The sequence below is a fragment of the Lysinibacillus zambalensis genome (assembly GCF_040183165.1).
Lineage (GTDB): Bacteria > Bacillota > Bacilli > Bacillales_A > Planococcaceae > Lysinibacillus > Lysinibacillus zambalensis.
Map to the genome: position 1 here is coordinate 495,384 of NZ_JBEGDG010000002.1, position 26,573 is coordinate 521,956.

Annotated in this window: 33 protein-coding genes; 13 read left to right on the forward strand and 20 right to left on the reverse strand. The window is 36.4% G+C overall.

What is annotated here, in order from left to right; all coding sequences use genetic code 11:
- Positions 1-113 precede the first annotated feature (113 nt).
- On the forward strand, positions 114-314 hold the full coding sequence (locus ABNX05_RS05405) for a hypothetical protein (protein WP_349658790.1): 201 nt from the start codon (positions 114-116) through the stop codon (positions 312-314).
- A 76-nt stretch (positions 315-390) separates the two neighbouring features.
- On the opposite strand, the gene ABNX05_RS05410 is transcribed toward ABNX05_RS05405, so the two are convergent.
- Positions 391-2,070: a formate--tetrahydrofolate ligase gene (locus tag ABNX05_RS05410; RefSeq protein ID WP_349658791.1), complete on the reverse strand. Its 1,680-nt coding sequence runs from the start codon at positions 2,068-2,070 to the stop codon at positions 391-393.
- Between the two features lie 203 nt (positions 2,071-2,273).
- Here ABNX05_RS05410 and ABNX05_RS05415 point away from each other — a divergent pair, with 203 nt between their 5' ends.
- Positions 2,274-2,474, forward strand: coding sequence for a cold-shock protein (locus tag ABNX05_RS05415; protein ID WP_079560081.1), 201 nt, complete (start codon positions 2,274-2,276; stop codon positions 2,472-2,474).
- Positions 2,475-2,550: 76 nt separating this feature from the next.
- Here ABNX05_RS05415 and ABNX05_RS05420 read toward each other — a convergent pair whose 3' ends face one another.
- Positions 2,551-3,336, reverse strand: a complete 786-nt coding sequence (locus ABNX05_RS05420) for a VOC family protein (RefSeq protein ID WP_349658792.1) — start codon at positions 3,334-3,336, stop codon at positions 2,551-2,553.
- A 180-nt stretch (positions 3,337-3,516) separates the two neighbouring features.
- On the opposite strand from ABNX05_RS05420, the gene ABNX05_RS05425 reads away from it, so the two are divergent.
- Positions 3,517-4,005: a flavin reductase family protein gene (locus ABNX05_RS05425; protein ID WP_349658793.1), complete on the forward strand. Its 489-nt coding sequence runs from the start codon at positions 3,517-3,519 to the stop codon at positions 4,003-4,005.
- A gap of 251 nt (positions 4,006-4,256) precedes the next feature.
- On the opposite strand, the gene ABNX05_RS05430 is transcribed toward ABNX05_RS05425, so the two are convergent.
- The 3 genes from ABNX05_RS05430 to ABNX05_RS05440 all read right to left on the reverse strand — a co-directional run bounded on the left by ABNX05_RS05430 (position 4,257) and on the right by ABNX05_RS05440 (position 6,835).
- Positions 4,257-4,412 (reverse strand): YezD family protein, encoded by a 156-nt coding sequence (locus ABNX05_RS05430; RefSeq protein ID WP_349658794.1) that lies wholly within the window; start codon positions 4,410-4,412, stop codon positions 4,257-4,259.
- Between the two features lie 362 nt (positions 4,413-4,774).
- Positions 4,775-5,440 carry a phosphopantothenoylcysteine decarboxylase domain-containing protein gene (locus ABNX05_RS05435; protein ID WP_349658795.1) on the reverse strand — a complete coding sequence of 222 codons (666 nt, stop codon included), beginning with the start codon at positions 5,438-5,440 and terminating at the stop codon, positions 4,775-4,777.
- 519 nt (positions 5,441-5,959) lie between these two features.
- The gene (locus tag ABNX05_RS05440) at positions 5,960-6,835 is read right to left on the reverse strand and encodes a LysR family transcriptional regulator (RefSeq protein ID WP_349658796.1); all 876 of its coding nucleotides are present in this window, start codon (positions 6,833-6,835) and stop codon (positions 5,960-5,962) included.
- Between the two features lie 134 nt (positions 6,836-6,969).
- Between ABNX05_RS05440 and ABNX05_RS05445 the strand changes: the two genes are divergently transcribed.
- Complete coding sequence (locus ABNX05_RS05445; RefSeq protein ID WP_349658797.1) at positions 6,970-7,869, forward strand: DMT family transporter; 900 nt, start codon at positions 6,970-6,972, stop codon at positions 7,867-7,869.
- Positions 7,870-7,998: 129 nt separating this feature from the next.
- Here ABNX05_RS05445 and ABNX05_RS05450 read toward each other — a convergent pair whose 3' ends face one another.
- The 4 genes from ABNX05_RS05450 to ABNX05_RS05465 all read right to left on the reverse strand — a co-directional run bounded on the left by ABNX05_RS05450 (position 7,999) and on the right by ABNX05_RS05465 (position 10,353).
- Complete coding sequence (locus tag ABNX05_RS05450) at positions 7,999-8,346, reverse strand: general stress protein (RefSeq protein ID WP_349658798.1); 348 nt, start codon at positions 8,344-8,346, stop codon at positions 7,999-8,001.
- 211 nt (positions 8,347-8,557) lie between these two features.
- A complete protein-coding gene (locus ABNX05_RS05455; protein ID WP_349658799.1) occupies positions 8,558-8,998 on the reverse strand; it encodes a Dps family protein in 441 nt (146 codons plus the stop codon).
- Positions 8,999-9,272: 274 nt separating this feature from the next.
- Positions 9,273-10,064 (reverse strand): RpnC/YadD family protein, encoded by a 792-nt coding sequence (locus tag ABNX05_RS05460; RefSeq protein WP_349658800.1) that lies wholly within the window; start codon positions 10,062-10,064, stop codon positions 9,273-9,275.
- A 115-nt stretch (positions 10,065-10,179) separates the two neighbouring features.
- Positions 10,180-10,353, reverse strand: coding sequence for a hypothetical protein (locus ABNX05_RS05465; RefSeq protein ID WP_349658801.1), 174 nt, complete (start codon positions 10,351-10,353; stop codon positions 10,180-10,182).
- Between the two features lie 169 nt (positions 10,354-10,522).
- Here ABNX05_RS05465 and pepF point away from each other — a divergent pair, with 169 nt between their 5' ends.
- Positions 10,523-12,331, forward strand: coding sequence for an oligoendopeptidase F (gene pepF, locus ABNX05_RS05470; protein WP_349658802.1), 1,809 nt, complete (start codon positions 10,523-10,525; stop codon positions 12,329-12,331).
- Between the two features lie 223 nt (positions 12,332-12,554).
- On the forward strand, positions 12,555-13,538 hold the full coding sequence (locus ABNX05_RS05475; RefSeq protein ID WP_349658803.1) for an SEC-C domain-containing protein: 984 nt from the start codon (positions 12,555-12,557) through the stop codon (positions 13,536-13,538).
- Positions 13,539-13,795: 257 nt separating this feature from the next.
- Here ABNX05_RS05475 and ABNX05_RS05480 read toward each other — a convergent pair whose 3' ends face one another.
- Positions 13,796-13,987 carry a zinc-finger domain-containing protein gene (locus ABNX05_RS05480; RefSeq protein WP_197144123.1) on the reverse strand — a complete coding sequence of 64 codons (192 nt, stop codon included), beginning with the start codon at positions 13,985-13,987 and terminating at the stop codon, positions 13,796-13,798.
- 364 nt (positions 13,988-14,351) lie between these two features.
- Here ABNX05_RS05480 and ABNX05_RS05485 point away from each other — a divergent pair, with 364 nt between their 5' ends.
- Together ABNX05_RS05485 and ABNX05_RS05490 are read left to right on the forward strand one after the other, a co-directional pair.
- Positions 14,352-14,744, forward strand: a complete 393-nt coding sequence (locus ABNX05_RS05485) for a ribonuclease HI family protein (protein ID WP_197144124.1) — start codon at positions 14,352-14,354, stop codon at positions 14,742-14,744.
- A 344-nt stretch (positions 14,745-15,088) separates the two neighbouring features.
- On the forward strand, positions 15,089-15,727 hold the full coding sequence (locus ABNX05_RS05490; protein WP_349658804.1) for an NlpC/P60 family protein: 639 nt from the start codon (positions 15,089-15,091) through the stop codon (positions 15,725-15,727).
- 196 nt (positions 15,728-15,923) lie between these two features.
- On the opposite strand, the gene ABNX05_RS05495 is transcribed toward ABNX05_RS05490, so the two are convergent.
- Positions 15,924-17,108, reverse strand: coding sequence for an MFS transporter (locus ABNX05_RS05495; protein WP_349658805.1), 1,185 nt, complete (start codon positions 17,106-17,108; stop codon positions 15,924-15,926).
- A gap of 5 nt (positions 17,109-17,113) precedes the next feature.
- Entirely contained in the window at positions 17,114-17,512 is a 399-nt protein-coding gene (locus ABNX05_RS05500; RefSeq protein WP_349658806.1) for a MarR family winged helix-turn-helix transcriptional regulator, read from the reverse strand.
- Between the two features lie 232 nt (positions 17,513-17,744).
- Here ABNX05_RS05500 and ABNX05_RS05505 point away from each other — a divergent pair, with 232 nt between their 5' ends.
- Positions 17,745-18,299, forward strand: coding sequence for a DJ-1/PfpI family protein (locus ABNX05_RS05505; RefSeq protein WP_349658807.1), 555 nt, complete (start codon positions 17,745-17,747; stop codon positions 18,297-18,299).
- A gap of 37 nt (positions 18,300-18,336) precedes the next feature.
- Here the strand turns inward: ABNX05_RS05505 and ABNX05_RS05510 are convergent, their stop codons facing one another.
- The 4 genes from ABNX05_RS05510 to coaW form a co-directional block, all read right to left on the reverse strand.
- Complete coding sequence (locus ABNX05_RS05510) at positions 18,337-18,666, reverse strand: DUF3889 domain-containing protein (RefSeq protein WP_349658808.1); 330 nt, start codon at positions 18,664-18,666, stop codon at positions 18,337-18,339.
- Positions 18,667-18,767: 101 nt separating this feature from the next.
- Positions 18,768-18,911 carry a hypothetical protein gene (locus ABNX05_RS05515; protein ID WP_170938888.1) on the reverse strand — a complete coding sequence of 48 codons (144 nt, stop codon included), beginning with the start codon at positions 18,909-18,911 and terminating at the stop codon, positions 18,768-18,770.
- Positions 18,912-18,925: 14 nt separating this feature from the next.
- A complete protein-coding gene (locus ABNX05_RS05520; protein ID WP_386827991.1) occupies positions 18,926-19,162 on the reverse strand; it encodes a hypothetical protein in 237 nt (78 codons plus the stop codon).
- Positions 19,163-19,283: 121 nt separating this feature from the next.
- On the reverse strand, positions 19,284-20,120 hold the full coding sequence (gene coaW / locus ABNX05_RS05525) for a type II pantothenate kinase (RefSeq protein WP_349658809.1): 837 nt from the start codon (positions 20,118-20,120) through the stop codon (positions 19,284-19,286).
- 106 nt (positions 20,121-20,226) lie between these two features.
- On the opposite strand from coaW, the gene ABNX05_RS05530 reads away from it, so the two are divergent.
- Together ABNX05_RS05530 and ABNX05_RS05535 are read left to right on the forward strand one after the other, a co-directional pair.
- A complete protein-coding gene (locus tag ABNX05_RS05530; protein WP_349658810.1) occupies positions 20,227-20,424 on the forward strand; it encodes a hypothetical protein in 198 nt (65 codons plus the stop codon).
- A gap of 397 nt (positions 20,425-20,821) precedes the next feature.
- Positions 20,822-21,643: a squalene/phytoene synthase family protein gene (locus tag ABNX05_RS05535; protein ID WP_349658811.1), complete on the forward strand. Its 822-nt coding sequence runs from the start codon at positions 20,822-20,824 to the stop codon at positions 21,641-21,643.
- 58 nt (positions 21,644-21,701) lie between these two features.
- On the opposite strand, the gene ABNX05_RS05540 is transcribed toward ABNX05_RS05535, so the two are convergent.
- Positions 21,702-22,190: a metal-dependent hydrolase gene (locus ABNX05_RS05540; protein WP_349658812.1), complete on the reverse strand. Its 489-nt coding sequence runs from the start codon at positions 22,188-22,190 to the stop codon at positions 21,702-21,704.
- Positions 22,191-22,400: 210 nt separating this feature from the next.
- On the opposite strand from ABNX05_RS05540, the gene ABNX05_RS05545 reads away from it, so the two are divergent.
- Both ABNX05_RS05545 and ABNX05_RS05550 read left to right on the forward strand, forming a co-directional pair.
- Positions 22,401-23,645: a ferredoxin reductase family protein gene (locus tag ABNX05_RS05545; RefSeq protein WP_349658813.1), complete on the forward strand. Its 1,245-nt coding sequence runs from the start codon at positions 22,401-22,403 to the stop codon at positions 23,643-23,645.
- A 107-nt stretch (positions 23,646-23,752) separates the two neighbouring features.
- Complete coding sequence (locus tag ABNX05_RS05550) at positions 23,753-24,379, forward strand: nitroreductase family protein (protein WP_349658814.1); 627 nt, start codon at positions 23,753-23,755, stop codon at positions 24,377-24,379.
- A 163-nt stretch (positions 24,380-24,542) separates the two neighbouring features.
- On the opposite strand, the gene ABNX05_RS05555 is transcribed toward ABNX05_RS05550, so the two are convergent.
- The 3 genes from ABNX05_RS05555 to ABNX05_RS05565 form a co-directional block, all read right to left on the reverse strand.
- Positions 24,543-24,650, reverse strand: a complete 108-nt coding sequence (locus tag ABNX05_RS05555) for a putative holin-like toxin (RefSeq protein WP_240518187.1) — start codon at positions 24,648-24,650, stop codon at positions 24,543-24,545.
- A gap of 229 nt (positions 24,651-24,879) precedes the next feature.
- Positions 24,880-25,101, reverse strand: coding sequence for a YdbC family protein (locus tag ABNX05_RS05560; RefSeq protein WP_349658815.1), 222 nt, complete (start codon positions 25,099-25,101; stop codon positions 24,880-24,882).
- A gap of 374 nt (positions 25,102-25,475) precedes the next feature.
- Positions 25,476-26,219, reverse strand: a complete 744-nt coding sequence (locus ABNX05_RS05565; protein ID WP_349658816.1) for a hypothetical protein — start codon at positions 26,217-26,219, stop codon at positions 25,476-25,478.
- Positions 26,220-26,573: the final 354 nt, after the last annotated feature.

The window sequence follows — 26,573 nt, forward strand, 5'->3', positions numbered from 1 at the left end:
TTTAACTTAATATGTAAAAACAAAAAAGGCCTCTGGTCAAACACCAGAGGCCAAACTAAAGCGCCTACATACTACAACAGAAATGCTCATAACCTCTATAAGAGAGGATGACTTTGTTGAAAAATCTATTAGAAAATACAAGCCTTTTAGAAAACATATACGAACTATCTATTGCCGTTCTACTCTTATGTTCTGCTTTTTCCGTTAGACTTCTTAAAAAGGTAAAACGAGAAAGAAAGCTTTCTGCCTTTGAACTGACAATAGATATAATCATTCGAGCGGAAGCTTTAACTTCTTTCAGCGGGTGTGTTTGAATACCCACTGAAAGAAGTTTAAAGCTGCCCCCTTTAAGTAAAAGGAGCAGCTTTAACGTTAATTTTTTTGTATCAATTAGAACAACCCTACAGCATGTCCTTCATTATCTACATCCATGCGTAAGGCAGCTGGTGCTTTTGGTAAACCTGGCATTGTCATAATATCGCCTGTAAGACAAACTAAGAAACCTGCACCCAGTTTTGGAATCACTTCACGGATTGTGATAGTAAAGCCCTCAGGACGTCCTAAAAGACTTGGTTGGTCGGATAGAGAATACTGGGTTTTCGCCATACAAATCGGTAAAGAATCCCAGCCGAATTTTTCGATTTGGGCAATTTGTTTTTTAGCTTGTTCAGTAAACTGTACATCTTTCCCACCGTACACTTTTTGAACAATCGTACGAACTTTTTCTTCAACGGACTCTGTTACATCATATAAGGGAGAGAAGTTATTTTCTTCTTCTAATACGGCTACTACTTGCTCAGCTAAGGCTAATCCACCTTTACCGCCTTCTTCCCAAACATTTGTACGAGCAATACGAACATGATTTTCTTGACACCAGCTCAGCACAGCCTCTAACTCCGCTTCTGTGTCCGTAATAAATCGATTTAAAGCGATAATCGGTTCAACGCCAAATGTACGAACCGTATCAACATGTTTAGCTAAATTTTCAATCCCTTGTAAAAGCGCTTCAACATTTTCGCCTACAAGCGCTGTTTTTGGTACACCGCCATGCATTTTTAATGCACGGATTGTAGCTACAATAACAACTGCACTTGGTTTAAAGCCTGCTTTGCGAGCTTTAATGTTCATGAATTTTTCAGCACCTAAATCTGAACCGAAACCTGCTTCTGTCACAACAATATCAGCTAGCTGGCGAGCCGTTTGTGTCGCCATAATCGAGTTACAGCCGTGTGCAATATTGGCAAATGGCCCACCGTGGATAATGGCAGGTGTTCCTTCAAGTGTTTGCACTAAGTTTGGTTTAAAGGCATCTTTTAATAATAATGTTAAAGCCCCTTCCACTTGAAGATCTCGCACGAATACTGGTTCACGCTCAAATGTATAACCAATTACGATACTTGCTAAACGTTCACGTAAATCTTCAATGCTTGTAGCTAAACAAAAAACTGCCATAATTTCTGATGCAACGGTAATATCAAAGCCGTCCTCTCGTGGCATCCCTTGTACAGGACCACCCAGACCCACTACAACTTTACGAAGAGTGCGATCATTTAAATCCATTACACGCTTCCAAATAATACGGCGAGGGTCAATGTTTAAAGCATTTCCTTGGTGTATATGATTATCAATAAAGGCTGATAATGCATTATTAGCAGTCGTAATTGCGTGAAGGTCGCCAGTGAAATGCAAGTTTATATCCTCCATCGGTACAACCTGTGCGTACCCACCACCTGTTGCACCACCTTTCACGCCCATCACTGGGCCAAGTGATGGCTCACGTAAAGCAACAACAACATTTTTATTCAATTGATGAAGTGCATCAGCAAGTCCAACCGTTACGGTTGACTTCCCTTCACCTGCTGGAGTTGGACTAATGGCAGTAACTAATACTACCTTAGCGTCCTCACCCTGTGCTGTTATTTTTAGTGGGTCAATTTTTGCTTTGTAGCGACCATACTGCTCAAGTGCATCTTCTGGAATACCTGCATCTTTCGCGATTTCTGTAATAGGCTTCATCACCGCTTGATTAGCGATTTCTAGATCTGATAAAGGTTGATTAGTCGTTGTCATTTGGCATCCTACTTTCTATGTTGTTAATTTCCATTATAGACTTTATTGTGAAAAAAATCATAGGAAGTTATACAAGCATTTCGACAATCAATTGACAACTTTGCACAATTCATGTATGTTCTTAATGAAAATGCATTTTTTCACATTTTCTCACGACTTAGTTGATTTTATTCTACTTTCAAGCGCATGGGAGGCGAATGCTTATGCAACAGGGAATCGTAAAGTGGTTCAATAATGAAAAAGGTTATGGCTTTATTGAATGTGATGATGGAGAAGATGTATTTGTACATTTTACGGGAATCCAGGAGGAAGGCTTCCGTACACTTGAAGAAGGTCAAAAGGTATCATTTGATGTGGTGGAAGGCAATCGAGGTCCACAGGCGTCAAATGTTGTAAAATTTTAAGTACAAAGGAGCTGTTCATTTGATAAACGGCTCCTTTTTTCAAATGTTCTTCATAGATCTTTTACACTCTTAAACCTCAGCTATTGATCCAATAAAAAGCTCCTGGAAAAACTAGCGTTTCCTTCGTTCTATCAGTATCCTTAAGTGTAACCCCAAACGGCCCTTCATTTAATTGACCTAGCGCCATTGTAGCCGCAGTAACTTCGTCATAAAAATCTAGGCGAATATTTGGTAAGTGTAGGGAAATAAACATTTCTTGTTGTTCAGGCTCTGGTAATTGTAATACTTCCCTCCATAGTTTCACTGTGGCTTGCACATCTTTTACATAAAATTGTACAGATTCCATCGATATGGGTTGATCGCTCTTAATGGCTCCATTTGCTTTTAATTGCGCAACACGTTCCTCGTCTGTATCAGCCCACTCAATCAAAAATGGAAAATCAATTTCCAGCCCTGGCTTCCCAAAATGCAAGAGCTTCCATTCAACTACGGAGCCGTCTGGTCTTGTACGACTACAAGCATCAGGTCCATATACTTCGAAGCCAAGTGCACGTAATCGTTGTCCCTCTTCCTTAATATTTTTTGTACGTAACGCAATTCTTGAAAAACCATAGCGCTCGTTTGTATGTTTAAACGTATAATGTAGTGAATAAGGTAATTTCACTGCATTTTCAAATAATTGACGATCATAGATGGCTATTTGTTCAATATAGTTTAATCCAAAGTAGCTTAACGTATTGAATGTCCCCCACATTGTATGTTGACCACCGTTAACTGTATGGATATTACGTTTTTTTAAGAAAATCATTGTATTCTCAGGTGATTGAACTTGATGAACTAAATGGTCAAAATATAAAGACATGACTAACCCCCCTTTTTTTCTCTATTATATACTTTACCAGTTAGTTTTGTTGGTTTAAAATAAAATTAAGAATATTACAATTATTGAAATTATAAATACTCAGCAAGAAGATGATTGGCACGCTGATGGTTCATCAGAAAAGATTTTTCATTTCCAAAAATCAATGAAGAGGTGATTAGAATGACAGACAAAGTAGCTGCTTTTAAACAAGCATTAGGTAATTATCCAACAGGCGTAACGGTAGTCACTGCTTGTAACGACGCAAACGAACCTTTTGGCTTAACTGTCAATTCCTTTGCATCCGTTTCTATAGATCCACTCCTTATTTTGTGGTCGCTCGATAAAAAATCACAGCTACATTCATATTTTACAGTAGCTCAAAAGTTTGCTGTTAATGTTTTAGCGTATAATCAAGAGCATCTATGTACACTATTTTCAAGTAAAATTCCAGATCGCTTCGCCCAGGCTAACTGGTCAACATCTGCATTAGGTGTTCCAGTTTTGCATGATACTGCAGCCATTTTACAATGTAAAACATTTCAGCAAATCGATGCTGGAGATCATACGATATTTATCGGGCAGGTCCTAGAAATTGACAATGCACAGAAGGAACCTTTACTGTATCATCGCAGACATATCGGTGAAATCCCAAAAAGTTTTTATGAATAGGCTATTGCAAGAAATATATACGCAAAAAAACAGGATGATTCATCGTTGAAATCATCCTGTTTTTTGACGTTGATTTTGTCTTTTTTATTATGGGTGTTTTAGCACAATTCAAATGATAAGCCCCTTCAGATATGGTAAAAAGTAAAAAGGATAGACCGCTGAGCATTACCTAAACAAAATGTTGGCTACAAATACGTTAAGGAAATTCCCTCCACAACTTAGAAATATCTGTTCACCTATCATCAAATCGTTTACTTTTTTTGTGGGAATCTCTGCTTTTCAAGCCTGTTAATTTGCACAATGACACCATCTTGAATCGTAATGTTTACTTCTCCAAACTCCAAATTTTGAATTGCCTTTGCAATTGCTTCTAGTTTTTTGTTATCTACCTTTGCCTCTTTAGTCATCCGATACACCCCTTCTTTTACATATTTTTTGTACAAAAGAGCCAATACGTCAATCTTAGACCTTTATCCTTAGAAAGCTTTGCTTGGTTCTACCTATACTATTTGTTATTGAAGAAGCTTCATTTTAGGCCAAGTACTCTACCGCTTCCGATAAAATAATTACGTTTCTTGGAAATAATTCTATAATTTAGAAAACCTATTGTCAATATAAATATTATAAAACTTATTTGTTTACTAAGGAATAAAGAAAATGAAGTTTATCTATAGTTATGCTAGTAAATATCACCTCAGTCTTCATAATATAAAAAAAACAAAATAAAAACTGTGTAGAGTCTATTTTACCTCTACACAGCTTAATCATTTTATAAAAGATCTATTAATGCTTCTGCGGTCTTTTGCTTGCCCATAACCTTTATTGGTTTCCCGTTAGCTGGTACAATCCAGTGTGGTTCGTCTCCACCGTATAAGGACTGTGAGCTATTAGCTACCATAAACTGAGCGCTGGCAGATTCCATTCGTAGACGTGCACGGGATAGTAAAAATTCCTCATCATCTGTTGCCTCAAGTTTAAAGCCCACTAATGTAACTTCCGGATTCCACCCTTTTATTTGACCTAATACTTTAGGTGCCTTTTTAAAGTGGATGATAGGTGGCTCGTCAGATGGCATTTTGCCTGTCTCCTCTATTAGAATCCCAGACTGGTCATACACTTTGTCAATGAGCCAATCAGAACCGGCAGCTGCCATAATGACGATATCTACATGCTCTTCCTGAACAGCATGTCGAACTTTCTCGCCTAAATCTTCAATGCCTTCAAATCGAATGGTACGCATTTTATCTTTATTCGTTGGAAGCTGTGCGAAATAACCATGCATATACAATACGTTTGCCCCAGCCGCTAGTGCCGCTTCCGCTAAATAACAGCCCATCGATCCTTTCGATAAATTCGTATGCCCGCGCACACGATCCCATTTTTCAAGTGTTCCCCCACTTGTAATGAGTACGGTCTTCCCTTGTAATGTCCCCATACACTCACCTTTTTTCTAATCAATTTCGCCTTGGCGTAATTGCGTCCGGATTTTGAATTGCGCCTAGGCCTGCACGAGGCCGACACGATGTCGGTCATTTCGGTAATGCCACAGGACGTAGCTTTTTTAACGATGCAGGTCAGTTAGCCGTTTTCGCAGGAAGCAAAGGTTTTAGGCTAACATCCTTGTATTCATTCCTTTAAAAATCCGTGACATCCGCCGGAGGCTTTAGGTCAACCTGATGTTGGTCACTCAGTCGTTGCCACAGGACGTGGCGCACTTAGACTAAGATCCTCTATTTCAGTAGGTGATTGGACACCCACTGAAAAAGTAATCAAAATTGCATTCATCTCACCACCTTTAAAGGTGGGAATCTACTGTAGCTGCCGCTTTGCTTTCGCTACAAAAACATTTGCTGATTGAAGATAAATATACAAATACTATTTTAGCGTAATGCTAGGTTATGCTTCAATGCTGTTTTATAGAGAAAGTTGCTATCCTTTAAGACTTACATATAAATCAATTCCTATTTTGCTCTTTTAACCAGGAACTTAGTATTTCCGCAAACTTTTTGGTCACTGGTGATGCATGGTGTTTCATTGCAATTCCAATTGTCCGATAGCCACCTTGTTTTAACGGAATAGCTTTTATCGTAGGCGGCAAATTATTCGTCACTAATTTCGGTAAAATACTAATCCCAAGTTGGTGAGAAATCATCGACGTGATTCCTACCTCTTCAGATAGTTCAAAACGAATATTTGGCTTCACGTGATATTGCTCTAACAGTACTTTTACATCATTTGTTCCTTTATGTGAAGTCATGATAAATGGCATATCTTCTAGTTCCACAATATCAATTTCTGCTTTATTATAAAGCGGACTTTTATCAGAAACGATACACAGCAATGGATCTTGCTGTAGTTCGATAAACTGAAATTGCTTCGACTTTTGACCATTTAAAAATCCTGCATCCACCTCTCCACTCAATAGCCATTGTTCGATTTCATAATAATCTCCCTCACGTAATTCAACTTGTATACCAGGAAATTGATTGTCCATGATCCGAACAATTTCTGGCATCCAGTTTGACGAAATACTTGAAATTACACCAATTCGCACTTTCCCTCGAGTAACACCGAGTATATGTGCTGCTTCTTGCTGTAACAGTTCCTCTGCATCGAGGACATGCCTCATTGACCTTAACATTGCATCTCCTTCACTTGTTAACGAGACACCCGCTCGACTTCTGTGAATGAGTGCAAAGCCGAAATCCTTTTCTAAACTTGAAACAGCATGACTTACAGCAGATTGAGTTAATCCTAATGCCTCTGCAGCTTTTGTAAAGCTAGCTACCTCAGCTACTTTATTCAAAATCTCATATTTGACTAAACTCATTGTCTTGTCCTCTTTTTACATGAATTTTTTTAATACTGATTATTATAAACATTCGTTTTACTAATCACAATACAAGAGATATAGTAAATTTTAGGTTAAAAACTGTTTTAGTACACAGAATGTAGGTGAGCATAATGAGTATCCAAGGAAAAGCAAATTTATTAATGGTTATAGTGACAATGTTTTGGGGATTATCTTATACCTTTATGGTAATGGGGCTTGAAACATTGGCTGTTTATAATGTGGTGGCATTGCGTTGTATCATCGCATTTTTCGCAGCAGGAATCATCTTTTACAAACGCATGATTAAGACCGATGCTAAAACTTTAAAATATGCGGCTATTCAAGGTTTTTTATTATTCATTGTGTTCGTTCTAAGCTTATTCGGACTAGAAACAACTTCGGTATCAAATGCGGGCTTTATTTTAAGTTTAACAGTTGTCTTAGTGCCTATTATCAGCAGTTTTATTGAAAAGAAATTACCTTCAAGAGCAGTCAGTTTTGCAATTATTTGTACAATGATTGGGATTACAGTTTTAACTGCTCACGGCTCATTTACCTTTCAAAAAGGGGATATTTTAATAGCCATTGCTGCACTATGTTATTCGATTTATTTACTGTTAAACAGCTCATTTACGCGTAACGTTGAATCCATTTCATATGGCATTTACCAGCTCGGTTTTGCTGGATTTTACGCACTCATATTAACATTCATTTTTGAAACACCTACACTTCCAAATACAACGTCTTCTTGGATTGCTATTATTGGACTCGGTGTCATTTGTAGTGCATTTTGTTTCGTAGGTCAAACTGTTGCACAACAGTTTACTTCTGCTACACATACAGGACTAATATTTTCCTTGGAACCAATCTTTGCAGCGATGTTTGCTGTGATGTTTTTAGGAGAAGGATTAACAATAAAAGTATTAATAGGTGGTAGCTTTATTCTAATTGGTAACCTTGTTGCTCAATTAGAGCAGCTTCATGTATTACGCTTTATAAAAAAACATGACCACAAAAAAGCGATTCATTAAATCAATTTTGAAACCTTCTACACAAATAAACAGAGTGATGCATGTGCACTCACTCTGTTTATCGTATTATACTAAAGAAATATTCCCTATTATGTGAATGAAGATGACTTTCAATCACCTTTCACTAGATTATGTCGTCATAGGTTCAATTGTAGGCTCAGCAAATACTACGATGACACCTTGTTCTACGAGATGAGAATAGTAAGCTGTTTGTCCCTCTGTAAGATCAAAACGCTTTAATCCTTCCGTCACAGCCGATTCACCAGTAAACCAAGACTTGAATTGATCCACCCAATTCCCTACTTCATGGGTTTTAACATTTATACCCCATTCTACATCCTCAAATTGGCTTGGATCCTTTGCAATAACATGAATGTCCTCTATTTGATATGCTTCTAATCGCATACTTTCTAAAATATGAAGCATTTCTTCCCTTGTATGGGCCACTTCAATTTGTGGGTTTTGTTCATTTATCATGTTCAATTCCTCCTAACTTTTATGGCTTACTAAGTATCTACCCTTCCTATTCAAAAAAAAACATATTTTGCCCATTCTTTTCCGAACTGTAATATATGTTATTTCTTTGAGAAATATGTCCATCTTTTGAAACAACAAATATGAAACAGCAAAAAACAGACAATGGAAATGCATGAACGAGTTTCCATTGCCTATCATTTATTTGTGGTTATTAGTGCCCAAGGAAGGCCTTTAACATCCATGTATGCTTTTCAAGGGACTGGTACATAGCATTCAGTAAATCCTCTGTTCGATCGTCCCCTTCTTCTGCTGCAAGCCCCATTGTTGAATGTAAAGCTTTCATAATTTTTTGGAAATCTGCAATGGTTGTAGCCACCATTTCCTCCGTCGTCTCATTCCCAGTCGCTTCCTCGATAAAGGACAGCACAAGATGTTCTTTTAACGTAGCAACTGGTTGCCCATCCTTCGAAAGGATACGCTCTGCAATTTCATCTAGATTTAAAGTTGTTTCATTATATAATTCTTCAAATTTTGCATGTAGTGTAAAGAAGGAATTTCCTTTAACATACCAATGATAATTGTGCAATTTCGTATAAAGTACAGACCATGTAGCGACAAGTTTATTTAATTGTTTGTTTAAGTTTTGTGTCATTGTTTCTCCTCCAATGTGCCAGTTATTCTAGCCATTAGTATGCGTAGCAAAGTGTATTTGCTATACACACATTTTTTACCATTAACACAAACAATTTTTAAAGTCATTTATCATACAAAATCAAAACATCTTCCCGTGAGAAGATTTGCCTTACAACAGGAGGCAAATGCAGTTCCGCAACAACTTCACACAATAAGATTTCATCATTAGAACGTTAGAAAACTTACAACAAACCTAAAAAGAGATTGGCAATTTGTCTCTCTAAACAATTAGACTATTTAAGTTCCTTTCGAATTTCCTTAATTTTTGTCACTGGAAGCTTCGAAACCTCTGCAATCCATTCGTCTTCAGCGCCCTTTTCAAATAACCCAAAAATTATTTGTTTCATGCCACGTTCAATTCCTAGCTCAATGCCCTCCTGCCTCTCTAATTCCAATACACCAGCAAGTGTTGGTGGTAAACCTCCTTTATATTGATGCAACATTTCTTCCTCCCCTTTAATTTCCACTTTTACATCTCTTATAAGTTGCTCAGTCATAGCTCTTGGTAGTTTCAACAAATAATCAATAAAGTAAAGTAACGCATTTACTTCTGTTTTTTCAACATTTTCTAATGACCACACTTCTCTTAGTAAAGTTCTTTTGTACGCACTACGAAGACTCATTTCATTTTTTGTACGATTCAAATAAAGAGATGCTAGTAATGCTTTACTGAGTAGCTTCGTTGATTTTTTCAATTCTTCTTCATCGAAATCAGATACAACAAATTTATTAAAAGTGTACATTAATTCTGTACCATAATACTTTTCATGATACCGGTTCGTACTTTTTGTACCCTTATCTGTAAAAATAGCAATAGCCACAATCTTCTTACCATATCGATCCCTAATACGATAGAAATATTCAAACATGCGCTTCGCAAAATGCACTTCATCTCCAGCTTGTATTTCCGTATGGACAAGGATCCATTGCTCTTTCCCACTTTTCAGATGAACCTTCGCAATTTGGTCAGCTATTTTGCGCCCTTGACGATGCTCAATAATTTCTTTGAAAAGCTCCTGTTGCAAAAATTCTACTTGCCATCAATTATGCCTCGGCATAATTGCGTCCGGAATCGGCTTTGTGCTCGCACAAAGAACACCTTTCCGATTCCGTGACATCCGCCGGAGGCTTCAATTTCTTTCAGGGTTGTTTGGACACCCTGAAAGAAATTGAAAAATCCACCTCTAAGTGTAAATCTGGCAAAAAGAACAACAAAAAATCTTCAAACAAATCCGCAATTAACTTCTTCCATAAATTATCTTTATTCACTTGGCTAAGTTTATATAGGTCTGGTTTTTCCCATACTAACTGCATGATAACTTCATTCCTCCCCCTTCTTTACATCCATTACACCCAACACGAACATAAGTTTCTACTTTATTGTTCTATTTTTAAAAATATTAAAACTATTCTCTATTATTATTTCACTTTCCGAAATAGTTTCGTTATAATGGAGACACTTACACATAAGGGGTGTTTATTGATGGAAGTATTACGAAAAGATGTACCAGTAGAAGAAACCTGGAATTTAAAAGATTTATTTGAAAAGGATGCGGATTTTGAGCCTGTTTTAGTTCAGCTTGTAGAGGATGCACTAAGCTTTGAACGCAAGTATCAAGGTACAATTACGGATGCGCAAAAAGTAATTGAAGTTTTAACAGCTTTTGAAGCATTACAAAAAAGCATTGTCCCTATTGGCACTTATGCAAATTTAAATATTCAAACAGATCTTACAGATGATGTAGCGCAAATGCGTTCTGCAAAATACAGTACTGCGGTGGGTAAAATAAGTAGTGCATTTTCTTTCGTACGCAGTGAATTACTAGCACTAGACGAGGCAATTTTACAAGAGGCCACTGAGTTGAGTCCTATTTACAAAGTTTACTTAGAGGAATTGTTAAAGCAAAAGCCTTATCAGCTGCACCCTGAAGTGGAAAAAGCATTAGCTGCATTTAGCTCAACTTTTAAGGCACCTTATGAAACATATAATACGACAAAGCTTGTTGATATGCATTTTGGACGGTTTGAGGCAAATGGTGAAAAGCATCCATTAAGTTTTGTATTATACGAAAACAACTGGGAGTTCGAGGCTGATACAAACGTACGTCGTACTGCATTTGAAGCATTTTCTAATAAGTTACGAGATTATCAGCACACAACTGCAAAAATTTATAACACACATATTCAACAAGAAAAAACAATGGCGGATTTACGCGGCTTTGACTCTATCATTGATTATTTATTATTTGATCAGGATGTTGATCGATCACTTTATAATCGTCAAATAGACCTTATTACAAAAGAGCTTGCGCCTCATATGCGCCGTTATGCAAAACTTATTCAACAAGCAAACGACATCGAGAACATGACTTTCGCAGACTTAAAAATAGCGTTAGATCCAGAGTATGATCCAAAATTAACAATGTCAGAAGCAAAAGAATATGTTGAAAAAGCATTATCGGTTATGGGCGAGGATTACAAGAACATGATTGAAAAGGCATTTAACGAGCGCTGGATTGATTATGCAACAAACAAAGGAAAATCTACTGGGGCATTCTGTTCAAGTCCATATGGTAATCATCCTTATATTTTAATGTCTTGGAATGAACGTATGAATGAAGTATTTACGCTAATTCATGAGCTAGGACATGCAGGTCACTTTGTAAATGCGCATGCCCATCAATCTTATTTTAATAGCCGTCCTTCGCTATACTTTATCGAGGCACCATCAACAATGAATGAAATGCTTCTAGCCAATTATTTATTGGCCCATAACGAAGATCCTCGTTTCAAACGTTGGGTTATTTCAAACATTGTGTCCAAGACATACTATCATAATTTCGTCACACACTTACTAGAGGCAGCATATCAACGAAAAGTATATGAATTAATTGACGCAGGTGAAGCTGTTAATGCTTCGGTTTTAAATCAATTAAAACGTTCTGTCCTAGAAGATTTCTGGGGCGATACTGTCGACATTTCTGAAGGTGCAGAACTTACTTGGATGCGTCAGCCACACTATTATATGGGCTTATATCCATACACATACAGTGCTGGCTTAACAATTTCTACACAAGTATCCAAGCGTATCTTAAAAGAAGGTAAGCCGGCGGTAGATGAGTGGTTAGCAGTCCTTCAAGCTGGCGGTACGAAGTCACCTGTAGAGCTAGCTCAAATGGCGGGTGTCGATGTTACAACAGACCAGCCGCTTCAAGATACGATTGCTTACATTGGTCACCTCGTTGATGAGCTTGAACGATTAACGACAGAAATGGAAGCTATTAAAAGCTAAACTAACCTTAGAACCATCTATGCTATTTCTAAAGCGTAGATGGTTTTCTTTTTTTAGTTCTAAGTTGGAAAATATGTTCATATAATAGAATCAGGGCGTCCATTTTTTGATATTTCTAAATAGACAATCATTTTTCTTCGTACAAATGTACCGTTATTATTAAGTAGATGCAATTTATTTAGCAAAATTCGACTAACAATTTTCAAAGGAAGTGTTTCTAATTATGGTAAAACGTAATGATCCATGCCCTTGCGGTAGCGGCAAAAAATACAAAAAATGTTGTGAAGGCAAACAGCAGGTTACAGTAGAAACTGTAGCAATCGAAGAATTAGAACGTGTACTACAAACATTTTACTTAGAATATCCAGAACGCAAAGATGTTCGTGCTTACATCGAGCATGTAGGTACATGGCAGCCTAAATTAGAAAGCGTACTGCAAAGAGAGCTAATTGAAGCGATCGCGTTAGACGACTTCTTTTTCCATCAAGAGCCATCTATTTGGAAAGGTTACTTAAAGAAAACAAAGAAAAAAGCGGTAAGACCTTCAACAGTAAAAGTGTTAGAAGGCTGGTCACAACCTCGTCTATTTATTGGTTCTGTGTCTGTTGTAGAAGAAAAATATTTCAAGGCTACACATGTGTTATCAAATGAAGAAATTTATATTCGTCGTGAAAATGATAAACCAATCCCTGAAGGTATGCATGTCTTTGCATTCATCTTACCGGATGGTACAAAAAAATCAGAGCATTATTTAGCTGTTTCAACACTGATCTTCTTCCCGGAAGATCACGCGAAGGTGTTTGAGCAATTTAATAAAAATTTCGAGGCTTCTGAGAAGAAGATTGGCGCATTCTTAAAAGAAGAGCATTTATCCTTCTGGGAGTTACTTGTGTCAAACGGTTATAAAGGCGAGGAATTCACGAATTTCGAGAGCAATGTAATCACACAAGTGAAAGATTTCCTTGAGCAAAATGATCGTGAAACAGCTCCTATGTTAGAGCTTTTAGAAGACTACTTAATTGAAGGACAACCATCTGCGCGCAAAGAGGCTGCGATCGCTGCTGGCGCGATTCGATATGGTCAAGAAAAAGAGCTGTTCGAGCCGCTATCAATGACAGTAAAAGAAATTGCAGCGACGTTCGATATTTCAGCTTCCTCTCTCACAAAATACTACCAAGACTTAAGTACCTATGCTGAAACTAAATAATACTTAAAATGATATTGCGCTACACGCTCTAAACAGATTTTAGAGTGTGTGGCGCATTTTTGTTACCATAGAAAAAGCTACATTTGTTATCGGTAGTGAACCAATAACAAAGTAGCTTATTTTACGGTAACCAACCATCACCATTTTTTTCGAACAAATTGAGTAAAAAAATTTTTTCATTAAGCTTTACTTTATTTAAACATAGTCCATTTAGTCCTATGATTACTTCAAAGGCATTTCTGCAATATGTGAAAACATTATTTACTATATACCTTCATGAGCTCTTCTCCAAGAAATTGTAGTCGCTCTCCTATTGTGCAGGCTTCAATACAAAAGCGATGAGCTCCAGATTTACCACGCTCTTTTCGTAATTGCTTGATCACTAAGCAATCAGCACAATACATATCATGTAATTCATCAATATCTTTCATAACCGTCACTTTATCCAATTTGAACTCTCGCTCCTTTCACGTCCAAATTTCGCTTCTTACTATTATGAAGTGAACATTTTGAACAAGCAACTATTTTGTTTATCCATATTTAACTTCTTTCAGCAATTATTTTCTGTGCGAAAGCGTAGCGACAGCAACAATTATTTTCTGTGCGAAAGCGTAGCGACAGCAACAATTAAATTCTGTACCGTATGCGCTGCGACAGTTACAGATGTTTTTTGTAACGTAAGTGAAGCGACAGTTACAGAAATCCCCCACCATTTTCATAACGCCGGAATTATTGATTATCAACTAAAATATTGTGAAAAAGCACTATTGATGTACAATTAATGTAAAATCTAAATCAAAAAGTGGGGATTTTATGTTAGAAGTTTATATTGATGCAGCTAGTGCAGGAAACCCTGGCCCCAGTGGTATTGGAATATTTATTAAAGGAGAGGGCCACCATATACAAATAAGTGAGTATATAGGACAGACCAATAACCACATTGCCGAGTTTACTGCATTAGTACGTGGACTTGAGGAAGCACTCAAGCTTAGTTCAAACCTAGTATCAGTGCGCTCTGATTCAAAAATTGTTGTAGCCTCTATGGAAAAAGAATATGTGAAAAATGAGGAATTTAAACCTTATCTTGAGCAGGCACTTACACTTGTAAGTAACTTCGATTTATTTTTTATTAAATGGGTTCCAGATACGCAAAATAAAGCTGCCGATGCACTTGCACGTAAAGCAATTCAAAAAGAAAAAAATTAAACTTCGGGGACTGTCCCTTGTCTTAAACCAAGAGCCGGTCTCTCCCTTTATCTACATTCACTTTATTTAGATACTTAATATCCCCCAATTTTTCATTTTTATCATCTTCAAATACAATCTTCTATAAAACCACCTTCCTATAAATGTAAATCTCCTTCCATATGATATACGTTTACCTTGTATCATCCCTGACTTTAGATAATGAGCCATAAAGTGGATGATTTCCTAATTATTATTAGTAAAATTTGTATCTTTAATGTTATTTTATTGACATACTATTGTAATATTACAATGTTAGTATCATTTATGTATTAAATTTTTATTTTTTCAGGAGGATACATATTATGAAAAAGAATAAAAAGTATAGATGGAGGATGAAATTAGCTACATTGGTTTTAAGTTCATCTGTACTTTTTTCAACAATTGACACAGCATCGGCGGCAACTTATACAGTAAAATCTGGTGATTCTTTATGGAAGATTGCTAATCAGTACGGTGTTTCTTATCAAACTTTAATGAAATGGAATAACTTATCTTCTTCAACCATTCGCGTTGGACAAAAGTTAAATCTCAATACTACATCAACATCAACAGTTAAACCAAAACCAATATCTACACCTAAACCATCAGCTAGCATTGTACAAATTGCTAAAAAACAATTAGGCGTAAGATACACATTTGGTGGAAGTAAACCGAGTACAGGCTTTGATTGCTCAGGCTATGTTACATACGTTTTTAATAACGCTGGCATTTCGACTGCTCGTAAGTCAGCAGCAGGTTTTTTTAGTACAGCTAAAAAAGTAAGCTCACCCCAAGTAGGTGATTTAGTATTTTTCTCTAATACGTATAAAGCTGGTATCTCACATGTAGGCATTTATATTGGAAATAACCAAATGATTAGCGCCAGTGACGGTGGTGTTTCTGTCGCTAACATCAAGAGCACTTACTGGAAAAAACATTTTGCTGGATATGGTCGTTTATAGTGCAAAGAAAAACAGTTGGGATATCCCAACTGTTTTATTTTGCACTTATACATGCGCTACTTTTTTCAATTTTTTAATTATGCCTCGGCATAATTGCGACCAGAGGGTTTTGTTTGCGCGAAAGCGCAGCGTCAGCAAGACGTTGATCACTCAGTCGTTGCCACAGGACGTGGCGTTCTTAGACTGAGTTCCTGTTTTAAGCGGATGTTTGCCCGCGGAAAGAAGTTAAACGCGCTAAATAAATGATAAAGACAACGACTAGTATGCCTGCTCCAATTAGATAAACAGAGCCATAGCCAGCTTGCACGGCCACCATTCCTAAAATATAAGAGCCGAGTGCAATGCCCAAGTCAAACATCGTAAAGTACGTTGCGGTTGCATAACCACTACGTGTATGTGATGCAGACTGTACCGCTAATGCTTGTAAGCTTGTATTCACCGCTCCGTAGCCAATTCCAACAAAGATGGCTGCACATAAAAACAATACCGGCCCTGCGACAAATGCAAGCATAACAAGTCCGATTGCAAAAAATAGTATACCCGGCAGTATAACAAATTGCGGCCCTTTTGTATCATAAAGCTTACCTGTATATGGCCTTGTTATAAGCATTGCCGCTGCAAAAACCGCATAAAACAGACTCGCAACATCCATTAAATCTTTTTGCTGTGCGTACACTGATAAAAACGATAAAACACTCGCATATGAAAAAGCTACTAAACTAGCAATAGCCGCTACCGGAAGTGCATGACGTTCAAATAAATCATTAAATTTAAATGTCAATTTACCTTGGTGTTTAGGCTTAGGTAAATCATCCGTTTTCATCGTTACAGCTAGGATGCCCCCTACTAATATGCAAATACTCATAACAATAAATAGTACATTAAAGCTGCTATATTGAATAAGTAGTAAACCGATAAATGGCCCTATAACTACAGCTAGGTTAGTAGACATTGTAAAATATCCTAGACCTGCACCTTTCCGATTGGCTGGCACAATATCCGCTGCTAATGAGCCAGCTGCCGTTGTAATAATACTAAAGAAGATCCCTTGAAAAAAACGTAATCCTAGTAAAAGTCCAAAAGGATGTATAAATAAATATAAAACTGTACATAAAAAATAGCCGATAATTGAAATAACTAAAAGTTTTTTCTTCCCAAATACATCTAATAACTTACCAGAAAAGGGACGAACGATTATAGCCGATAATAAAAATCCTGACAGTAACAATCCCGCTTCCTTGTCAGTCTGGTGCAACTCACCAATCGCATAAAGCGGCAAAGTCGTTACTAATCCATAAAAAACAAAAAATACCGAGATATTTGTGAAAAAGAGACTAATAAATCGCTTCGTCCATATTTTTGTATTACCCTCTTGCTGCATATCTATCAACCTTTCATTTTTTCCAATAAAATCATAAATTGCTGCTGTTCCTCTACAGTCAATGCCCCTACCATTTCTTCCTCAAATGCTAAAATGGTTTTAGTAATAACAGGCAAATGTTCCTCTGCATATGGAGATAAGGTAACAATTTTTTCTCGTTTATCTTCACCATCTATTCTTAGCACCCAGCCTAAATCCTCAAGTCGAGTTATTGCTCTTGTAATACTCGGCGCTTCAACGTTCAAATACTTCCATATTTGTGTTAATGTCATTGATCCGTGATTATGTAAACAATATAAAATAGTCCATTGTGAGCTATACAAATTATGCTGTTTCAGTACTTCATTTAAACAATTCGTTATATAACGACTTTTTTGGAATAACGCATGAAATAAAGGATTCATGATTGTGACCTCCCGCATTTATTTACCTAGCTAAATAAATACTATACGCCTCATTTTTTTCGTTGTAAAGCAAGCTGTTTATGTAGTGTATTTAGTGGCAATGTTCCAGAGTCGACTGGCGCGGATTCTCACACAATTAACAGCGATTACACTACTTCTTCTAGCTTTTCTATACTATTTATTTGAAAGTGTCGAATTTAGCTACTAGATTACAATAAAAGGAGATGGAAACATGGGGAAAAAGGTATTAATACTTGCAGGAGACGCAGTTGAAGCTTTAGAAATTTTTTATCCTTATTATCGTTGTCTTGAGGCTGGCTATGATGTAACGATTGCAGCACCATCCGCAAAGAAGTTACAAACTGTATCGCACGATTTTGTCGATGGAGTTGATACTTACATTGAGCGTACAGCATATGGCATAGAAGCGCACTCATCCTTTGCCGAAGTAGACCCAACACAATTTGACGGACTCATCATTCCTGGTGGACGAGCGCCGGAATACATTCGTTTAAATGAGCATGTTCCAGCACTAGTGACCCATTTCTTTGAAGCAAATAAACCAATCGCCGCTGTATGTCACGCAGCACAAATTTTCGCGACCATTCCAAAAGTTCTGCAAGGACGTGAGCTAACTGCTTATATTGCCTGCAAGCCAGAGGTTCAAGTAGCAGGAGGAACGTATATCGATGCTAATCTTCATACAGACGGCAATTTGATTAGTGGTCATGCATGGCCAGATTTACCTGGATTAATGCGAGAATTTATTCATAAGCTAGAAAACTAATAGAATGAGGATGCCTGAAGTTAGGCATCCTCTTATTTTATGAAGTGATTTCTTGGAATTCAACTTTTACTAATTTATTTGTATTGGTTACATATTTGATTCGAACTTGTACACCGAATTCCTTGTCACTTAGTTTTATCCAAAGCTTAAATTTCTCAATCGTGGTGTCTCCTTTAACCTCGCTTCCCTCATGCAAATAATCGAGGATTTTAGCTTGAGGATATTTTGCCTGCGTTTCTTTTATCGCTACTTTTCCCCATTGAGCATGGGCTGGTATTTCTTGCTGAGCATAGACACTTGTTGGGAGGTAGGTCGATACGGCAAACAATACAAGAGAGAATCCTAGCATTACAAAAAATTTTCGCAAGTGAATCAACCTCTCATATTTTTTTGGGATAAAGTCGCCAAAACAGCATAAAATAAGTGCTCCCTAAGTATTTTTTCAATTTACTTAAGGAGCAGTTTTTATTATCTTTTGCTGGATTGTTTTGGCTGCTGAGGATTGTTATGAATTACTTGATTAAATTCGGCTGAATATTCTTCACGATCATTTCTTTTATGTGTATCTTCTTTCTTTTTCTTTTTGAAGCTTGTTTTACCCTTCTTTGCCATTTTTTTAGCCTCCACTATTTGTTTTTGTTGGACTGTTGATTTTTCTTATGGTTCGTTTTATTATCTTTATTTTTGGCCTTCGCATCGAATTCTGCAGAGAATTCTTCATTTAAATTGTCATTCGGGTTATTGTTATTACTATTTGATTGATCGAGGTCTATTTTTTTGTAGGTATCAAAAGGATTATGCGTTCTAATGTTCATTGTTTTATTGTTATTTTTGTTGTTTTTATTCGTATTTCTATTGCCCACGGATGTTCACCTCCTAATTGTAATGTGCTCAGGATAGAACGATTTATGCTTTGGGGATTACTGCAGGCATTGCCAAAAAAAAATGTACATCACCAATATTAATTAGTAATGCACATTGTATTTAGACAATCGTATATTCAGTTATATTTAATAATGCACCGACTGCGCCAGAAAAACCGTGGTCATTTATAAAGATTGGTGTATGTTTTTTCGTTCTTGTGTAATTGGCAATAACACGTGCAAGATGATCATTATTACTTAAAGTTGAACCGATATAAACGATATGCTGAGCATTTTTCTCTTCAGCATATTGAATACTAAGGGTAGTAATAACTTCACCAACAAGACCTTGTACAGTTGCAATAATATCTTCTGTTGGATGTTTGACTGACTCGGTAATACCAACTTTACCAAAATTACTAGCTGTCAAATGCCCATCAATAGGTGTGTCCATCCCTTGGTAAATATCCTTTACAAGTAAATCAATACTTTCACGATTTCCCATAGAGGCCAGATTTCTTATTTCATTATAATCCGTGATTCCCGTTGTAAGCGCTGACAATCCAATCAATGTTCCACCACCAACGCCTGTCCCACCAACACGGACATGCGTATTATCTTCCATATAATGAATTGAAGTACCAGTACCAATATTCGTAATCATACTTCGCTCGAATAAGTAGCCCTCTTTATGCAACAAAAATCGAACGCCCTTCAAAGTGGCTTCAAATTCTACTATATAATGAATCGATTTCATTGTTTTAATGACATCAAGTAATTGTTCCGTACGCCCTCCCGTAACTCCAATATCCTCAATATCTGGATGATTAATAATCCAATTCTTCACAGCGAGCAAATCATTTGACGGGAAAGTTGTTAAAACAAGCTCGTTATGCTCATCTAAATAAGCAACTTTTGTCAATGTTCCTCCTGCATCAATACCTATAGCCTTTGGCATACCATTCTCCTTTGACTTTACGTACAATCTCTATTTCAGATGGTGAGATATATACTAGATTTTGCTTTTATTCAAGAGGCTTGTAGATGCCAGTTGAATAACGTTCATGTCTCCACAAATGTCACGGATTTTGCAAGGAGTTATTGTACCAAAATCCGATGTATTGTTTTTAAGTACCGAAAGCAAACAACAGCAACAAATGTTTTCTGTGCGGAAGCGAAACGGCAGCCGCAATTTCTCGAAAGATGAAGCTGCATATTTGTCCTTCCTAAACTTTAACGCTGTTGAAATAATTGTGCAATAACTTAGCAAACTTTCATGAAAAAAACACGAAAAACATCAAATTTATACTATTATTTACGCGATTTTCGCCGCATTTTTATAACTTTAACATTATTCTATTAAAAAAACAAAAGAAGCGAAAATACGCTAATACATTTTCACTTCTATAGGAATTCTTGCAATTAACGAGCCAGATATCCTCATCATTCACTAGGTAATTTTTGTCGCCAACTTAAACATTTTCTCCAGTGCCACTGCCACCTTTGTCGCCCAACCTATACTATTCGCAACTTTGTTATCCATCCTTTCTATCCCATTTGAAAATAGTTAAATATAAATTGAACAATCTGTTTTATCTTTCTTCACTTTTACGATACGATATACTATAGATGCGTTACCATTTGAACGGAGGAATACAAGTGAAAGAGCAAAAGAAACTTTACAAAGAAGCGATGCAAGTTTTAAAGGAAACTAGTCGCACTTTTTATATACCAATTACTTTTTTAAAGAATGATTTAAAATTGTCTGTGGCAGCCGCTTATTTAGCAATGCGCGCTATAGATGAGATTGAGGATCATGAAGAACTTTCAAATGATGTAAAATTTGATTTACTAACTGCAACAAGTGAATTATTAAAAGATACATTTAATGCCGAAGCTTATGAAGCATTATTAGCGCCATATGCAGATCAGCTACCTGAAGTATCTCTTCGTTTAGCAGATTGGCTAATATTTTGTCCTGAAGGCTCACGTAAAATTGTTCAAGCTTCAACGAGTGAAATGGCATTCGGGATGGCAAAATGGGCAAAGGCAAACTGGCAGGTTCATACGCGAGAGGATTTAGATGATTATACATACTACGTTGCTGGGCTTGTTGGGACAATGCTGTCTGAACTTTGGGCGTGGGGTGCAGACATTCAAACAGATCGCGATTTAGCAATTGGCTATGGTCGAGGTCTCCAAGCAGTCAATATTTTACGCAATCAGCACGAAGATCTGGATGAGCGCGGCGTAAGTTTCGTTCCTGATGGCTGGACACGCGATGATTTATTTGCATACGCGGAGGAAAATCTTGCGAAAGCGGATCTATATATGAAAGATATTAATAAACGAACAGTATTATTATTCTGTCGATTACCGCTTGCCTTAGCTCATAAAACATTGAAGGCGATGCAAGATGGTCGTGAAAAAATGACACGAGCAGAAGTAGAACAAACAGTTGAAGAAGTACAGGCCGACTAAAACCAGCTTCTTTAAAAAAGAGCCCTAGTACGAAAAAAATTTCGTACTAGGGCATCTTTTATACTGTCTGTATAAGCTTAATCATAATTTCATAGCTAAAAAAGACTGAAAGTATTGTTAACAACATAAACACTACCTTTTCAGCTTTACTACCCGTTTTTGTAGTAATGGGTAGACGCACTGAAATGGATACTGGGAAGAACAGCTTAACACCCTTCTTCGTCCCCATATCAAGAAGTATATGACTGGCCATTCCTAATAAAATACCTAGTGAAATGGCTTTGTAAGGAATAAATGTATGTAGTAGCATCCCAACTAGAAATAAAAAAAGCAAACTATGTGTAAAGGAACGATGTCCAAACATAGTATTGACAATCTTTGAAATGATGGGAAGCTTCCTCCCAATTTTACTGCCGCCATGGCAAATATCTGGAAGTAATGCACCGATAACGCCTGCTCCTACTAAAACAAGCGGATTATCATTAGAAATTTGTGCAAAAGCAAGGCTTGCCGTGATGCCTCCGATAATATGTGTATTCCCTTGCATATTTACTTCCACTCCTTATGTCTCTATATTTTTACCTTTCTTAATTTATCACACCTCACCCCGAAAGGGAACATATATTCCGAACAAACAATCCCTTTTTTTAAAAAAGTTTACCCGAAATAATAACTCTCATAAAAAATCAGAAACATTTCAGGTTCTTATTGTATATATAGGAGGATTAGAGATAAAAATGAGTATTGGAGGTTATTTATGAAATCTATCAAAGGAATTTTGTTTATTATACTAATCATGAGTGGTAGTGCTTTCCTATGGTATTTTGCTACACCTTTAGAACCTATCCATGCTATTAACAGGCTTAGTCATATTATTGGAGGCATGGCCATTACAGGCTTCTTTCTTGTCTTCTTTTTAGCAACAAGAATAAAAATTCTTGAGCGCTGGTTCCACGGTCTAGAGAATGTTTATTTTTATCATAAATATTTAGCAATATTTTCACTACTATTGGTGATTATCCATGGGCAATTACAAGGTCTAGTCCCCCGCTTCGATAAAGTAGAAAGAACTTCATTCAGTGAATTTGCGAAAGAACTTGGGTCACTTGGCCAATATGGCTTCATTGCGCTTATTTTAATTGCGCTTTTAGCTAAATTTCTAAAATATGAACATTGGCGGATCTTTCATCGGTTATTACTTATCCCATATACATTTGGAATTTATCATGCCTATTTTTCAAGCAGATACGATTTATTACAGCCTACACCTTTAGGTATTTTTACCGTAATAACGGCTACTATTGGATTTATGTCAGCATTATATATGTTGACGATGTATCAGGATATGTTTTTTAAATATAATGGCAACATTACGGGGATCAAAAAATTGGGACCTAATGTTATTGAATTGGAACTCACACTTGATAAAACATTAACGTATCGACATGGACAATTTATTTTTATCAAGATTTTGCAAGATGGCATAGAAAAGGCGCCTCATCCATTTTCTATTTCGGGTGGCGATGGAAAAAAAGTAATTATCTCTATGAAGGTACTTGGCGATTTCACAAAAAAAGTATATGATGCCGTTCAACTAAATACACCAGTCACCCTCGATGGTCCATATGGTCATTTAAATTTTGAAAATGCGTCACAGCAACAAGTTTGGATAGCAGGTGGCATAGGCATTACTCCATTTTTATCTTATTTGCAATCACAGCCCGTCGATCGTAATATCGAGTTATTTTACACTTATCACGGTGAAGACAACGCAATCTATAAAGATTTTTTACAGGAGTATGCTCAAACTAATCAACAATTTAGAGTGAACTTTATTGATACTGCCCAAATGGATAGGCTTTCATTTGAACATTTTTCAGTGCCAGTTCATACGAGTATTTTTATGTGTGGCCCCCAAAAAATGCTTAAACATTTTGTCAAGCAATTGAAAACTTGCAATAAAGATTTAAGCATTCACTTCGAAGCATTTAAATTTAAGTAATAAAAAAACATAAATTTAAAACTCTCTAATTCGAGCAATTTACTTGGAATTTTAAAAAGGATATCGTATAGTAAAAATCTCATCAAAATTAAAGGAGATTTTTTAACATGACTACAACTAAAAGTTATTTAAATAAAGTAATGCACGATCGAAAATCTGTTCGTAAATATGAGTCAAATTTTAAAATTTCACAATCTGAATTAGAGGAATTACTTGTTGAGGCAACTACCGCTCCATCATCGAGCAATTTACAACCATGGCGCTTTTTAGTCATCCAAAATGAAACAGTAAAAAAAGAACTACGTTTGATTGCTAATAACCAGGAGCAAGTAGAAACTGCGTCTGCTATCATTGCGGTATTAGGCGATACTGAAATGTACAATAATGTAGAGGAAGTCTATACAAAAAACTTCGAGCTTGGCTACATGGATGAAGCAACGAAAAATATGATGATTGAAAATTCATTAAAGCTTTATTCAAACCTTCCTAAAGAAGTTCTAAAAAATATAGCTACATTTGATGCTGGCCTAATTTCTATGCAAATCATGCTTTTAGCAAAAGAAATGGGCTACGATACGGTTACAATGGGTGGCTTCAATAAAGAGGCTTTTGCGAAACGCTTTGAATTAACAGATAATCTAGTGCCTATTGTCTTAATCGCAATCGGAAAAGCAGCAACACCGGCTTACGGCTCTTCTCGTTTAGCGTTAAATGACATTGCAAAATTCATTTAAGACTATAGATGTTCTTTTTAGAATAAATATGATACACTGGCTATAGAATAAAAAAGACTGGATGCGTTCACATCCAGCCAAAAGCAACAATCATGCCGCAAACATAACGGCTGACCAAGTTAAAGTTCATAGAAATAGCCACCTTACTTAGCCGGCAGGGTGGCTATTTCTTTTTATTTTGAGAGACAATAATGCTAAGCATCAGTGTAAGTACTGCAATTAGTAAAAGACTGCTCTGTACAATTAAACTGAATGCTTCAAATACTGTCATCCGCCTCACCCCCTTTCAAAAGGGAGTTCAGCCGCCACCTGCATTATGAATTGTTGCTATTGCTAGTCTACCAATTTTATGAAATATATTCTACGGAAAATCATCAGAAAATCCATGTTTTTTTAACTTGTATCGTTAGTCTGATAAAAGACTATACTCTACATTTGCCGCTTCATGAGCCGAATCCCGACTAAATTTGTGCCTAATATACATGTAGGAATGGCCTTTGTTATTCTGGCAATTTAGCTAATGACTCTTTCAAAAGCTGCAGTTCGGGCATTGATAACGTAACACCCTTCCCCATCTTTGTATGATCGTCCGACCAATCTCTAATATCGTATTTCGGTTCACGATCATTCCAACTAATTAAATTCAATTCTTTTTTCCAGCCTTTATTACCCTCCGATAACACCGCAATCGTTTCAATAATTTCGTATTTAATTTCTGCCATATGTATTCCTCCTTAATGTATCTGTAATAAGAACTATATCTTGAAATAATAGGATTATCAAACGTGACAACGCATGAAATAATGGACTTGTATAGAAACTAGATCGTGAAATCTGGACTTTTCTATGGCCTTCCTTAAAAAAATCAAATTATTACTTCAATTTGTGTACTTTCTGTGGTTTCTATACTTCAAGTACTAATGGCAACAACCTTATTCCCAATTTAGTCTTTGCCCCATTAAAATTCCTTCAACGCTCAATAAAAAAGATGACGCCTGCACGATACACGATACAGTCATCATCTTTTTTTAGTTACCTAAAGCGTAATGTCTTTTATAAAGAGCACACATTATATTATTGTTAGTTTTTCTTTTTATTATTTTGTAGGCATCATTTCAATTTGATCAACAACGAATTCATTCTTGGCACTATCGAATTTATATGTGATATTGAAATCACCTACATATACTGGAGATACCCCTACAGATCCAGGCATGTTTAACTTTATTTTTTGATTTTCCAATGTATAAATAACTACACCGCCGAATGCAAGCTCATCTTGATTTAGATTTGGCGCTGGATCAAAATCATAATCAAATTTAGATTCTTTTCCTTGCGCTGTAGCTGTAATCGTTAATGTACCATCGTCATTTTTAACAACTTTTGATTTAATTTCATTAGCAACAATGTCTTCATAACTTTGTACTTTAATCTCTGATAAATCCTCAACATTAATAACATGAATATCATAGTTATCTAATCCTGTTCCTCGTCCCGTTTGGATTATAACTACGGCTTCTTCCTTATTATCATTTGTAAGATCTGTATAGAATAGCTGGGGTTTAGTTCCTGTATTAGGGATTTCCCAGTCAAAGTTTTTTTGTTTACCCTCAATATCCAAAACTACGCTTTTTATTTCATTGTTTTCTTCATTATGTGCGTAAAGTTTAACTTTTTTATCATCTGAAGCCTCAATTAATTTTGCATCATTCTGTTGCTCTGACTGCGTTGTTTCCTGTTCACCAGAAGCCTTTACTGTACTTGTTGTTGACTTATCTAAACTGCATCCAGATAGTGTAAAAATACTCAACAACATCAATATTCCAATTTCTTTTTTCAATTTCTATGCTCCCCTTCTCCTATTATTTTACACGTGCTACATGCAATATAACATGTACTCTCTCCAACTGTAAAATAAAGGATAGGAACAACATTCATTATTAAAATAACATCACCGAAGGCTTTAGGACAACAGATATTCTTTTGTGCTAAAGCGTAGTGCCAATGTAGCAGTAACAACAAATGTCTTTTGTGCGAAAGCGTAGTGCCAACGTAGCGGCAGCAACATTACTACCGAACTAGGAAGTAACGACAAGGTTAATCCATCCTTTGTCATTACCCCCTTTTTTTGGTTCAATCACTAATTTCAAGGTTGCCTTATAATCCGATAACAAAAACACATTATTATTATCAA